Below are 12256 nucleotides of genomic sequence, written 5' to 3' on the forward strand. Positions count from 1 at the left end.
CGATTTTATTTTGAGTGATTAGGATATAATATAATTATAAATATAATGGATTGATTGATTTTTTTCTGTAGTCCTCCGTTATTAAGGAGTTGATTTGGATGGATACAGGCACACATCTCGTCATGGGCATTGCCCTGGGCGGCTTATCTTTAGTTGATCCAGTGGTTGCAGGCAGCAGCGCAACCTTTGCGGCAGTTTTAACGGGAACTATTGCCGGTTCTCAAGCTCCTGATGTGGATACTGTGTTAAAGCTCCGCAACAATGCGGTTTATATAAGACATCATCGAGGTATTACCCACTCGATTCCTGCCGTTATTTTGTGGCCTATTGGAATTACCGCTATTTTATCACTCATTTTTCAAGACGCCAATGTATTGCATTTATGGTTATGGACATTCCTTGCCGTATTCCTGCATGTTTTTGTTGATATATTCAACGCCTATGGGACACAAGCATTTAGGCCATTCTCAAAAAAATGGGTAGCCCTTGGCGTCATCAATACTTTTGACCCTATTATTTTTGGCATCCATTGCGTCGGAATTGTTTTATGGATGTTAGAGTTGAACCCAATCAGAATCTTTGCCACGATGTATCTCATCATCATTGGCTATTATATTTTAAGATATTTAGTTCAACAATCGGTAAAAAATGCCGTACGCAAAACGATTCCAGATGCGGAAATCATCATCGTCGCCCCGACTATGCGATTTTTTATTTGGAGAGTCGCTGCAAAATCAAAAACCCATTATTATGTAGGACGAGCCTTTGGACGGTCGATCACCATTTACGATAAATTTAAAATTCGGCCTCTGCCTCGCACGCCTTTAGTCGAAAAGGCGCTGAGCGATCCGAATTTAGCGGCGTTTTTATCCTTCTCCCCAATTTATCATTGGGATATTTCAGAGCTTGAAAACGGGCTGACGGAAGTACGGTTAATTGACTTAAGATACCGCAGTAATGAACGTTATCCATTCGTTGCAGTGGCTCATTTGGATGAAGATTTGAACATCGTAACTTCTTATACAGGTTGGATACACAGCGAAGACAAGCTTCAGCGAAAATTGCAAATTGGCGCTAGCGATTAAACGCCCTTTTGACACTAGTAATGAAAGGGGGTGTCTGAAAAGTTATTTCAAGACGCCCCCTTTGCGGCTTTAGCTAGAGTTTTGCCGCAGATAATTGCGACGAAAAGGCGCGTTTTGTGACCACCGCAGGGAAAGTTTTTAAGAGAATATTACTAAGAAGTAAGGCTGTTCAGAAAGTATTCGACTTTCTGAACAGCCTCCTTTTTTATTCTTCATCTAATAAGTGTGCATATTTCGGGTTTCTTCCAGCAAACTCATGGATTTTCCCGCCGTAGCTTTCAATCCATTGACGGATAATTTTTTCTGTAAATTCAGGTCCACGGTAACTGCGTCCTGCTTTAGCGTAAGTTGCTTCAAAATCCGACCATAATAATTCAATCCATGTTCGCGCTTTATTTTCCGATAAAAATGGATTCACTTCCAATAACTCTTCTGTCAATCGCTCGATGATCATTGTACTAATGTCCATGTTATTCCTCCTCTTTCAATGGAGAGAGCATGGAAATAGGCAGCGCTTCTTCAAATTTTTCGCCATGCAAGCGGAATCCCCAAGCAAAACGTCCTTTTAAATATTCCACTTTGAAGTATTCTCCTGGAGCCCCTTCAATTCGGTAGATTTCGCCCGGTTTAATCGTTGATGGGTCCATTAAATATGCTTGTGCCATCAATGCTTTTCTTTCGTACACGGCAAATTCATTCACAATTCCTAATTGCTCTGCTTTTCGCGCCTTTTCTTTCAAGTTGGCAATTTCCTGTCTCAATTCTTCCGGCGTCATTTGAGCATATGTTTTTTTCATCCATTCTCCCTCGCTTCTAAAAATCGTTCGATTATATCTAATGGAAATCCTTTTTGATAAAGAGCTTGTTTTACTTTCAATTCAAGCTCTTTTCCCTCAAATTTCCGAACATACTTATTCCATATTTTTTCACCTTGTATTTCAATTAACTTGTCCCATTCTTCATCATCTCGCTCCAAAACCATTTGGTCAAGTATTTCATTCACAATATCAAATGAATACCCTTTTCGAATCAACGTATCTTGGATTTTTTGCTTAATTTGAACAGGCGTCTTAGTTGAATTCATTTTTACAGTTTTTTCGGCAAGCTGCATGGCAATCGCCAATTGTTCTTCATAAGTATAGGACTCTAAAGCTTTTTCCATCGTGTTTTTCTCTATGCCTTTTTTCATCAAATCCTGCTTAATCGCCATTGGACCTTTTTTGGTAGTTTTTTTCTTTGTTTCAAGTAATGCTTTGGAGTAGATTTCATCATTGAGAAAGCCTAGTTTTTTCAGCTTCTGAATAGCTTCAAGCACCACCGATTCACCGTATCCTGCATCGATTAGTTTCTTTTTGATTTCATATTCACTTCGCATTTGATAAGTCAAAAAGGACAGCGCCCGATTGAATGCTTTGGCGATTTCATCTTCATAGGCAATTTCATCTATTTCAAAAGAATCGAGTATTTTTCCTTTCGTCAAGCCAAACTTAATAAGAGTCGATTCGTCGACGGAAAAAGCATATTTATCGTTTATATAAATATTATATCGTTCCTGATTTTTTTGACGGGTGATTTTTGTAATAACTTGCATTCAAACACTCCTCGTTTTTAAGTATACACAAAATCCTAGTTCGTTCCCATATTCAAAAATTCCATCAGCATAATCGCCTCCTTTTTGCACAATCTAAGGCAAAAGGGAAAGGAGGCTGCAAGTTGAAACGCATTCTGACTACCATTTTCACGGCGCTGCTTTTGGCAATGATGATTTCCGCCCCCAATGCAGTAGCGAAAGAATACCATTGGGGTTTTACAAAAGCAAAAGACGGAAATCCTCCAGATGCAGGTGCTGAATTTGAACAAGTATTAAGAGAATACGGTGCATTTTATCGTGGAAATCCGGAAAAGAAGGTCATTTATTTAACCTTTGATAATGGATTTGAAGCAGGTTATACGGAGCAAATTTTGGATACATTAAAAAAAGAAAATGTGAAAGCAACCTTTTTCCTAACAGGACATTACTTAACAAGTGCCACGGATATCGTAAAACGAATCGTGAAGGAAGGGCACACGATTGGCAACCATTCAGATAAACATCCGAATATGGCGAGACTATCCCAGGAAGGTATGGTTAAAGAATGGCAAAACTTTGATAGGAAATTAAAAGGAATTACAGGAATTGAACGGACTTATTATGTTCGCCCCCCAGAAGGCGTGTTTAACGAAGAATTGTTAGAAGTGGGCAATGAACATGGCTATACCCACATTTTCTGGTCCATTGCTTTCCGCGATTGGGATACGGATCAAAAGAAAGGCAATGAATATGCTTATCATGAACTCGTCAATCAATTGCATCCCGGTGCCATTATTTTAATGCACACAGTCGCTCAACATAATGCCGATGCTTTGCCAGATTTTATCAAAGAAGCAAAACGGCAAGGATATTCTTTTGGAACATTGGATGAGCTGGTGTTTGATTATTTGGTGGATGAAATGATTTGGAGCAAAACTTATTGATGGAGTTATTTATTCCGGATAAACTTCATAATAATATGATTATTGGAATCCATTTTGAATGGGTTCCTTTTTTATTAAGCTAACTTTGCTATTAGTGCGTTTATGGCCTAGTTTAGTGTGTTTAGAAACTTATTTAGTGCGAATACAACTTCATTTAGTTCGGATAACAATCTATTAAGTGCGGATGCAACCATCTTTAGTGTGCATAGCATCCCATTTAGTGCGTTTATGACCTCATTTGGTGTGAATGAAACCTCGTTTGGTGCGAACACAAACAAAATAAAAAAGACCCCTCAAAGAGGAATCTTTTTTATCATCATTTAAACATCTTTTTCAAATTCGCCATTTCAATGGCTGATACGGCTGCATCAAACCCTTTGTTTCCTGCTTTTGTTCCAGCCCGCTCAATGGCTTGTTCAATATTTTCTGTTGTCACAAGGCCAAAAATCACCGGCACATTTGTTTGTAAGGAAACTTGAGCAATTCCTTTTGCCACTTCATTGCAGACATAGTCATAATGGGTAGTCGCCCCCCGAATAACGGTGCCTAAACCAATGATTGAATCGTACTCTCCCGTTTCAGCCATTTGTTTTGCAATAAATGGGATTTCGAAAGCTCCAGGCACCCATGCTACATCTATGTTTTCCTCATCTACACCATGGCGTTTTAAACCATCCATTGCTCCTTCTAATAATTTTTTCGTGATGAATTCATTAAATCTTCCTACTACAATTCCGATTTTTAAACCAGTTCCGACTAAATTTGCTTCAACAATTCTTCCCATTTTGCATATCTCCCTTTTTAATTATGTTTAAATGAAATGATGCATTTTCTCTCTTTTCGTTTTTAAATAAAAAGCATTGGCAGTATTCGGTTTAATGATAATCGGCACCCGTTCCACCACTTTGATGCCGTATTTTTCGATGCCTTCAATTTTCTCCGGATTATTCGTCATCAATCGGATTTTCGTAATGCCTAAATCCTTCAACATTTGCGCGCTCAACGCATAATCTCTTAACTCTGCAGGAAACCCGAGCTTCAAGTTTGCTTCCACTGTATCCAAACCTTGCTCCTGCAATGCGTATGCCTTCAGTTTATTAATTAATCCAATGCCGCGCCCTTCTTGCTGCATATATAAAAGAACGCCTTTTCCTTCTTGTTCAATCATTTCTAGTGACTTTTCCAGTTGCGGACCGCAATCGCAGCGTTTCGAATGAAAAACATCCCCCGTCAAACAAGCAGAATGAATGCGCACAAGAGGGGCTTCATCTTCACGAATTTCTCCTTTCACTAACGCCACATGCTCCAAGCCATCAATATCATTCTCATACCCAATCATTTGGAAATTTCCAAAGGTTGTCGGCATGTTCACGGAGGCTGCCCGTTTTACAAGCATTTCCGTTCTAAATCGGTAACGAACTAATTCTTCAATAGATATAATTTTTAAATCATGCACTTCAGCAAATTTCAAAAGATCATCCAGGCGGGACATTCTGCCGTCGTCCCCCATAATTTCGCAAATCACTCCAGCTGGGAAAACGCCTGCTATGCGGGCTAAATCCACCGCTGCTTCTGTATGCCCTTGTCTTTCCAACACGCCGTTTTTCTTAGCGATGAGCGGGAAAACGTGGCCAGGTCTTCTGAAATCGGATTTTGTCGCGTCCGGTTCAAGCATTTTTAAAATGGTCGTAGAACGTTCAAAGGCACTAATGCCCGTTGTGGTGCTTACATGGTCGATGCTTACCGTAAAGGCGGTTTGATGATTGTCCGTATTATGGACAACCATGGCATGTAAATCCAGTTTTTCTGCCAATTCTTCCGTAATCGGCGTACAAATCAATCCACGCCCATATGTCGCCATAAAATTGATAACTTCCGGTGTTGCATGCTCGGCTAAAGCAACTAAATCTCCTTCGTTCTCCCGATTCTCATCATCCACAACGATGATGGTTTTCCCCTTTTTCAAATCTTCTATGGCTTCCTCAATTGTGTTTAACATTTTAACCACCATCCTTAAAATCCATTTTGAGCCAGAAACTCAAAGGTTATTTTTGATTCTTCTTTTGCATTCATTCTCTTTAAATGATGCAAAACATATTTTCCCAGCATGTCCGTTTCGATATTGACTTTATCCCCAATTCCCTTCATCCCCAAAATCGTTTCTGAATAAGTATGAGGAATCAGAGAAATAGTAATGCTTGTATCGCTGACTCCAAAAATCGTTAAACTGGTCCCATCGATGGTAATAGAGCCTTTCGGGATACATTGTTCCAGCAGCTCTTTCGGCAACTCAATTTCGTAATATACCGCATTGGCTACTGGCTTCTTGCTTCGAATTGTACCGATGCCGTCCACATGACCGGAGACAATATGACCCCCAAAACGGCCTCCAGCAGCCATCGCCCTTTCCAAATTGACATAATCCCCTTTTTTCAACTGATGAATGGTCGTTGCCTTCACTGTTTCCGGCATGACATCAACAGTCATTTCGTCTTTTGTTAAATGCGTCACTGTTAAACAAACGCCATTGACTGCTATACTGTCGCCAAGATTAGCATCTGACACAATTTTGGGTGAGCGGATTACAATTTTCATGCTTTTCTCATCTTTTTCAATCCCAGTCACCATTCCTTTGTCTTCAATAAGACCGGTAAACATTTAAATCCCCCTTTTTCAATAAATGCAAGTAAAAAACCCCGTTAAGTCAACTTAACGGGGCTGGGAGAATGATGTATTTTTAGGCAGCACAAAAAAGACCTAAAATAGGCCAATTTAAAATACACCTAAAATAAAAAACTCCCGCAAAACAATTGCGGGAGAACGGATTGCAAAAAAAGAGTATAGGAAAGTAACCCATTAATCAAGGATTAATGGACTTTCTTTACAAACCATCCTTCTCCCATCCAGACTTTCACTGTCGGCTTTGGACTTGCACCAAATCCTGCTCGAAAAGAGCTCGCGGGCTTAGAAGCATTGCTTCATCACCGCCGGCTGGGAATTTCACCCGACCCCGAAGGATATAAAGAATATTCAGCTTATTTTTATTTAACAATAACATTTATTCCAAAGAAAATCCATACTTAAGCCTAATTAAGTCATATGAAATTTTACCTTTCTTTATTCGATTGCTATAATATTTTGAAGATAAATTAAAGGACGTGAAAATATGTCTGAAAAAATTAAAATGGAAATCGGACAAAAATTTCCTTTAACCATCAAAAGGCTTGGAATCAATGGGGAAGGTGTAGGTTTTTTTAAGCGTAATGTCATTTTTGTAAAAGGCTCCCTCCCTGGCGAAGTCGTGACTGCAAAAGTTTCAAAAATTCATCCAAACTTTGCAGAGGCGGACATAGTACGCATTCGAGAGGCTTCCAAAGATCGGGTTAAACCTCCTTGCGCAGTTTATGAACTATGCGGAGGTTGCCAATTGCAGCACTTGTCTTATGAAGGACAATTGAGAGAAAAACGGGATATTGTCATTCAAGCGCTAGAAAAGTTTGTACCGCAAATTGTTCATAACACAGAAATTAGACTAACTATTGGCATGGACAATCCATGGCATTATCGAAATAAAAGCGCTTTTCAAGTTCGAAAAATGGGGAATGAAGTAATCGCAGGGCTTTATATTGAAGGGACTAATAAACTTTTAAATCTCGATGACTGCCTTGTTCAGCACCCGGTGACAACCAAAATCACCATTGGCATCCGAAATCTTTTTCAAAAGCTGAATATCCCTATTTTTGACGGAAAATCCAAGGGAATCGTCCGTACCATCGTTGTCCGGACAGGCATTCAAACCGAAGAAACCCAAGTTTGTCTTGTCACAACAAAAAAAGAAATTCCCCGGAAACAGGAATTGATTGAAGGAATCAAACAGATTGATCCGAGCATCGTTTCCATTACCCAAAACATTAATAGGGCCAAAACTTCTTTAATTTTTGGGGACGAAACATTCGTGCTCGACGGCAAAGAAACAATTCATGAAAAATTGGGAGAACTCGCATTCGATTTATCTTCCCGCGCATTTTTCCAGTTGAATCCAACCCAAACCGTTGTTTTATATGATGAAATCAAAAAAGCTGCGGAACTTTCAGGAAAAGAAACGGTCGTGGATGCATACTGCGGTGTTGGAACGATTGGATTGTGGCTTGCGAAAGAAGCACAAGAAGTGAGAGGAATGGATGTAATTCCCGAATCTATTGAAGATGCCAAGAAAAATGCCAAAAAACACGGATTTTCCCACGCTAAATTTTACACAGGCACTGCCGAAGATTGGCTCAACAAATGGGCGAAGGAAGGCTTTATTCCAGATGTTGTAACAGTAGATCCGCCGCGCACCGGGCTTGCAGCAAGCTTTATCAAAACGGTTTTAAAAATTAAACCAAAGCGATTTGTATACACTTCCTGCAATCCTTCCACTTTTGCAAGAGATTTAAAGGAATTAACCCGTTCTTATCGTGTAGACTATATTCAACCTGTTGATATGTTCCCTCAAACAGCACGGGTGGAAGTGGTGGCAAAATTGACATTAAAAAAATAACTTTCTGATTCAGACCTGGAGTTCATCTCCAGGGCTTTTTCATGCCCAAAATCAATTAATTTCCAAAGATAAAATTGATTCACCCTTGAAAACTTCCCCACTTTTCTGCTTCTCTTCTTTTCTCTGCCACCAATTTTTGTATTTTTATTCACAAAATTGAATATTATAACTTTTTTCTCTTCTATCAATCAAAATGTTGAAAATTCATAAAATACTTTATACTAATATAAATATTCTCTATTAACTTTATTATTTTATATTTAATTCTTTATTATTCTTAAATTGTATTCAAAGTCTGTATTACTTTTTATTATCACAACTTTTTTCTTTAAAACACGCTGATTCCCTATTATATATACATCTGTTATAAAACAATTTTAGCTAAATATTCTGCTTTTAATAATTTATATTCTATTTAAAGAAAATATTTTTTTATTAAATAATATTGAAAAATTATTGTACTAGATGTTATATTTCCTATGAATCATTCGCGCGAAAAGATTCTGATTATAGAAAAAAAGGGGACTGTGACAGAAATATGGAGAAAAACAGATGGCTTATTGCACTCTCTGCTATTGCCATCCACCTGTCCATTGGTGGAGCATATGCATACAGTGTGTATAAAAATCCAATCACAGAACAAATGGGATGGAGCACAACAAATGTTACGATTGCTTTTACCATCATGATGGGGCTTGCTGGATTTGCGGCCGCATTATTTGGAAGTCTGGTTGAAAAAATGGGGCCGAGAAAGTCCGCTATTGTGGCAGCTGTATTGTTCGGAGCCGGACAAGCTGGTGCCGGAATTGCGATTTTAGCTGATTCAGTCGTGCTTTATTGGTTAACTTACGGATTTTTGAGCGGTTTGGGAATGGGGATCGGTTATATTGCACCCGTATCCACATTGGTGAAGTGGTTCCCTGATCGCAGAGGTTTGGCGACTGGGATGGCAGTGCTTGGCTTTGGTTCAGGCGCATTGATTACAGCACCTGTTGCCACTTTCTTAATGGGGGCTGTAGGCATTTCAAATACGTATTTTATTTTGGGTCTTAGCTACTTTACTTTAATGTTTCTTGGCGCCCTTTACATCGCCCCTCCAAAAGAGAGCCAATCCCTTCAATATGGCAACACTTCAGTGAAAATAAAGGCCCTCGCTCAAATGTCTGCCAGAGAAGCTGTGAAAACAAAACATTTTTGGATGCTCTGGACGATGCATTTAATTAACGTAACTGCGGGAATTATGATGATTTCCATCGCATCACCAATGGCGCAAGAAATTGTTGGTTTATCTGCTGCAGCCGCAGCAACGATGGTTGGTTTAATGGGATTGTTCAACGGGGGAGGCCGTCTGTTATGGGCAGCGGCATCGGACTATATCGGTCGCCAAAATATATTCATCATTTTCTTTGTCATTCAGATTATTGCCTTTACGACGCTGCCATTTACAACAAACATCCTATTATTCCAATTATTCATATTCCTTGTTGTAAGCTGTTATGGCGGCGGGTTCTCTAACTTGCCTGCATTTGCAAGTGATTTATTTGGTACAAAACAACTAGGGGTCATTCACGGTTATCTGTTGACGACTTGGTCATTAGGCGGCATTTTTGGGCCAATGATCGTTACATTAGTGCACAACACTGCCCACAGTTATATACCTGTATTCTATCTATTTTCAGTATTAATCGGATTCTCACTAATGATTGCACTATGGCTCCGTTACGATATTAATAAAATCAAAAAGCAGCAAAAAACATTATCTTTTTCCATGCCAGTGCATAAAAAATAATCATGGCAATACCCCGAAGGCAATTACGGGGCATTACCTTTTTAAAGAAAAAATAAAATGACCACTTTCATTATATATTTCACAACAAACCTTTTCAGTGAAAGAATTGTGAAGTTTCTTATTTTCCTAAGCAATCAGCAAACTGTTTTCTGTTAATTTTACAGATAAAGGGATATGCCGAAGCACTATACAAGGCATATCCCTTTATTTTATTCATCCAAAGCTGTATCTTGAAGTTTCGATTTTTTAACATGCTACATATTATAATGAAGTAAGCATTGCTAAGTAAGGGGTGTAAAATGTCGTCCATCAGCCTTTGCGTGATTGTTAAAAATGAAGAAGAAGTGTTGGCGAATTGCTTGGAAAGTGTAAAAGACATTTGCGATGAAATCATAATAGTCGACACCGGTTCCACCGACAATACAAAAGAAGTGGCGAGAAAATTCACAGATAAAATCTATGATTTTACATGGATTGACGACTTCTCAGCGGCAAGAAACTATTCCTTCAGTCTTGCAACAAAAGAATATATTCTCTGGTTGGATGCGGATGATGTCATCCTCCCGGAAGAACAGAAAAAGTTTAAAAAGCTCAAAAAAAATCTCCATTCCAAGATTGACGCGGTCTCCATGATATATGTTACTGCCACGGACGAAAACGGAAATCCGACCTTCTATTACCGGAGAAACCGCCTCGTCAAACGGAGCAAAGGATTCAAATGGATTGGTGCCGTACATGAATATCTGGCAGTGAGCGGCAATATATTGGAAGCGGACATTTCCATTCATCATCTCAAGAAAAATAAAAAACCGGACCCCGATTCCATTGGAAGAAACTTGAGAATCTATGAAAATCGCATCAAAAATGGCGAAGAGTTCTCTCCAAGGGATTTATTTTATTATGCCAATGAGCTCAAAGACCACAAGCAATATAAGAAGGCGATTATTTACTATCAGGAATTTTTAGATGGCAAAAAAGGGTGGGTGGAAGATAATATTCGCGCCTGTATTTATATGGCCGACTGTTATGCCTATCTCGGCGAAAAGGATAACGAACTGATGTCTTTATTAAAAACATTCGCATACGATGAACCGAGATCAGAGGCCTGCTGCCGCATCGGCGATATCTTCCAGGAAAGAAAAAATTTCAAAAATGCTGTATTTTGGTATGAGTTGGCAGTGAAAATGAAGAATAAAAAAACAGGCGGCTTTCAACATACCTCTTATACAACTTGGTATCCTCATCTCTCTCTCTGCGTTTCTTATTGGCAGCTTGGAAATGTGAAAGAGTCTATCAAACACCACGAAATTACAAAACAATATATCCAAAATCACCCAAAGGTATTATTTAATGAAGAATTTTTTCAAAACTATTTGAAAAAACATAAAAATAATGAAGGACGGATGAAGCAATGAAAGTCCACTACGAATATCAACAAGGAATTATGAAATTTCAATTCATCCCTGATGCAGATAATCAAACATCCTATCCTATCAACCAAAACTCCTTTAAAAATGATTATAGAGAATATAGCGCGAAACTCAGAGAATTGTTTGCTGGCTTATGAGAAATTTGCAATTTTTTATAACGAAAGGATGACAAAGTGGAGCAATCCCAAATACCTAAGCGTACAAAACTGGGGCAAAACGTGGTGATTGAAGAAGGAGTCCAAATTGGAGAAAATGTAACCATCGGCCACAATACAGTTATCCTAAAAGGCACAATAATTGGAGACCATGTCATTATCGGCTCTAATTGTGTTTTAGGAGTCAAAAAAAGCGGCAATCAAAAAATGAGAACTTCCGATGTCAAGCATCCCCATTTAACAATCGGGAATAATACAAAAATTGGAAATAATGTGACCATTTATGCCGGCTCTAAAATAGCGGACCATGTTTTTGTTGCCGATCATGCCAGCATTCGAGAAAATTCAATGATTGATAGCCAAACGGTTATCGGCAGAGGTGCCATCGTTGAATTAAATACATCCATCGGCAAAAGATGCACCGTTCAAACATTGGCTTATATCACCGGCGATACTATCTTGGAAGATGATGTATTTATCGGCCCTTGCGTTTCTATGTCCAACGATAAATATATGGGGAAAAAACCATATGAACTGAAGGGGGCCTATATTAAAAAAGGAGCGAAAATCGGAAATAATGCCACCCTTCTTCCCAATATTACAATCGGGGAAAACGCCATTGTCGGCGCCGGCTCTGTTGTGACAAAGGACGTTCCTGCCAATGCGACGGTTGTTGGTGTGCCGGCAAAAACAATCAAATAAATCCAAATAAAAAAGGGCTGTGACAAATCTAAATAAACATC

The 12256-nt window shown here is 38.9% G+C and carries 13 protein-coding genes and 1 riboswitch; of the genes, 7 read left to right on the plus strand and 6 right to left on the minus strand.

The genetic code is table 11. The annotated features are described in order from the left end of the window. The first annotated feature begins 98 nt into the window (after nt 1–98). Nucleotides 99–1085: a metal-dependent hydrolase gene (locus tag DKZ56_RS14785; RefSeq protein ID WP_208650636.1), complete on the plus strand. Its 987-nt coding sequence runs from the start codon at nt 99–101 to the stop codon at nt 1083–1085. 205 nt (nt 1086–1290) lie between these two features. Here DKZ56_RS14785 and DKZ56_RS14790 read toward each other — a convergent pair whose 3' ends face one another. Genes DKZ56_RS14790 through recX form a run of 3 tightly spaced genes read right to left on the minus strand, consistent with a single transcriptional unit; the run spans nt 1291 to nt 2676 of the window. Further along, the gene (locus DKZ56_RS14790; protein ID WP_208650637.1) at nt 1291–1554 is read right to left on the minus strand and encodes a YfhJ family protein; all 264 of its coding nucleotides are present in this window, start codon (nt 1552–1554) and stop codon (nt 1291–1293) included. 1 nt (nt 1555) lies between these two features. Further along, nucleotides 1556–1882 (minus strand): YfhH family protein, encoded by a 327-nt coding sequence (locus tag DKZ56_RS14795; protein ID WP_208650638.1) that lies wholly within the window; start codon nt 1880–1882, stop codon nt 1556–1558. Continuing rightward, the gene (recX, locus tag DKZ56_RS14800) at nt 1879–2676 is read right to left on the minus strand and encodes a recombination regulator RecX (RefSeq protein WP_208650639.1); all 798 of its coding nucleotides are present in this window, start codon (nt 2674–2676) and stop codon (nt 1879–1881) included. Before recX ends, DKZ56_RS14795 begins: the two co-directional genes overlap by 4 nt. A gap of 167 nt (nt 2677–2843) precedes the next feature. On the opposite strand from recX, the gene DKZ56_RS14805 reads away from it, so the two are divergent. Next, nucleotides 2844–3599: a polysaccharide deacetylase family protein gene (locus DKZ56_RS14805; protein ID WP_208652278.1), complete on the plus strand. Its 756-nt coding sequence runs from the start codon at nt 2844–2846 to the stop codon at nt 3597–3599. Nucleotides 3600–3915: 316 nt separating this feature from the next. Here DKZ56_RS14805 and ribH read toward each other — a convergent pair whose 3' ends face one another. Genes ribH through ribE form a run of 3 tightly spaced genes read right to left on the minus strand, consistent with a single transcriptional unit; the run spans nt 3916 to nt 6257 of the window. Beyond that, the gene (gene ribH / locus DKZ56_RS14810) at nt 3916–4383 is read right to left on the minus strand and encodes a 6,7-dimethyl-8-ribityllumazine synthase (protein WP_208650640.1); all 468 of its coding nucleotides are present in this window, start codon (nt 4381–4383) and stop codon (nt 3916–3918) included. 27 nt (nt 4384–4410) lie between these two features. Next, nucleotides 4411–5598 carry a bifunctional 3,4-dihydroxy-2-butanone-4-phosphate synthase/GTP cyclohydrolase II gene (locus DKZ56_RS14815; RefSeq protein WP_208650641.1) on the minus strand — a complete coding sequence of 396 codons (1188 nt, stop codon included), beginning with the start codon at nt 5596–5598 and terminating at the stop codon, nt 4411–4413. Between the two features lie 14 nt (nt 5599–5612). Beyond that, nucleotides 5613–6257: a riboflavin synthase gene (ribE, locus tag DKZ56_RS14820; protein WP_208650642.1), complete on the minus strand. Its 645-nt coding sequence runs from the start codon at nt 6255–6257 to the stop codon at nt 5613–5615. 229 nt (nt 6258–6486) lie between these two features. Next, a riboswitch (FMN riboswitch) is annotated at nt 6487–6621 on the minus strand. Between the two features lie 144 nt (nt 6622–6765). Here ribE and rlmD point away from each other — a divergent pair. From rlmD to DKZ56_RS14845, 5 genes are all read left to right on the plus strand, one after another. Beyond that, nucleotides 6766–8139, plus strand: a complete 1374-nt coding sequence (gene rlmD / locus DKZ56_RS14825; protein ID WP_208650643.1) for a 23S rRNA (uracil(1939)-C(5))-methyltransferase RlmD — start codon at nt 6766–6768, stop codon at nt 8137–8139. A 538-nt stretch (nt 8140–8677) separates the two neighbouring features. After that, nucleotides 8678–9928 (plus strand): L-lactate MFS transporter, encoded by a 1251-nt coding sequence (locus DKZ56_RS14830; RefSeq protein WP_208650644.1) that lies wholly within the window; start codon nt 8678–8680, stop codon nt 9926–9928. Between the two features lie 299 nt (nt 9929–10227). Continuing rightward, on the plus strand, nt 10228–11343 hold the full coding sequence (locus DKZ56_RS14835; RefSeq protein WP_208650645.1) for a tetratricopeptide repeat-containing glycosyltransferase family 2 protein: 1116 nt from the start codon (nt 10228–10230) through the stop codon (nt 11341–11343). Further along, on the plus strand, nt 11340–11495 hold the full coding sequence (locus DKZ56_RS14840; RefSeq protein WP_208650646.1) for a hypothetical protein: 156 nt from the start codon (nt 11340–11342) through the stop codon (nt 11493–11495). Before DKZ56_RS14835 ends, DKZ56_RS14840 begins: the two co-directional genes overlap by 4 nt. Before the next feature lie 36 nt (nt 11496–11531). After that, the gene (locus DKZ56_RS14845) at nt 11532–12215 is read left to right on the plus strand and encodes an acyltransferase (protein WP_208650647.1); all 684 of its coding nucleotides are present in this window, start codon (nt 11532–11534) and stop codon (nt 12213–12215) included. The last annotated feature ends 41 nt before the right edge of the window (nt 12216–12256 follow it).

It is taken from the genome of Ureibacillus thermophilus (assembly GCF_004331915.1).
Classification (GTDB): Bacteria; Bacillota; Bacilli; order Bacillales_A; family Planococcaceae; genus Ureibacillus; species Ureibacillus thermophilus.

Bases quoted from the DNA above. Each gene is read 5' to 3' on its own strand.
- DKZ56_RS14785 (WP_208650636.1), top strand. From the start codon at position 99: ATGGATACAGGCACACATCTCGTCATGGGCATTGCCCTGGGCGGCTTA.
- DKZ56_RS14790 (WP_208650637.1), bottom strand. From the start codon at position 1,554: ATGGACATTAGTACAATGATCATCGAGCGATTGACAGAAGAGTTATTG.
- DKZ56_RS14795 (WP_208650638.1), bottom strand. From the start codon at position 1,882: ATGAAAAAAACATATGCTCAAATGACGCCGGAAGAATTGAGACAGGAA.
- recX (WP_208650639.1), bottom strand. From the start codon at position 2,676: ATGCAAGTTATTACAAAAATCACCCGTCAAAAAAATCAGGAACGATAT.
- DKZ56_RS14805 (WP_208652278.1), top strand. From the start codon at position 2,844: ATGATGATTTCCGCCCCCAATGCAGTAGCGAAAGAATACCATTGGGGT.
- ribH (WP_208650640.1), bottom strand. From the start codon at position 4,383: ATGGGAAGAATTGTTGAAGCAAATTTAGTCGGAACTGGTTTAAAAATC.
- DKZ56_RS14815 (WP_208650641.1), bottom strand. From the start codon at position 5,598: ATGTTAAACACAATTGAGGAAGCCATAGAAGATTTGAAAAAGGGGAAA.
- ribE (WP_208650642.1), bottom strand. From the start codon at position 6,257: ATGTTTACCGGTCTTATTGAAGACAAAGGAATGGTGACTGGGATTGAA.
- rlmD (WP_208650643.1), top strand. From the start codon at position 6,766: ATGTCTGAAAAAATTAAAATGGAAATCGGACAAAAATTTCCTTTAACC.
- DKZ56_RS14830 (WP_208650644.1), top strand. From the start codon at position 8,678: ATGGAGAAAAACAGATGGCTTATTGCACTCTCTGCTATTGCCATCCAC.
- DKZ56_RS14835 (WP_208650645.1), top strand. From the start codon at position 10,228: ATGTCGTCCATCAGCCTTTGCGTGATTGTTAAAAATGAAGAAGAAGTG.
- DKZ56_RS14840 (WP_208650646.1), top strand. From the start codon at position 11,340: ATGAAAGTCCACTACGAATATCAACAAGGAATTATGAAATTTCAATTC.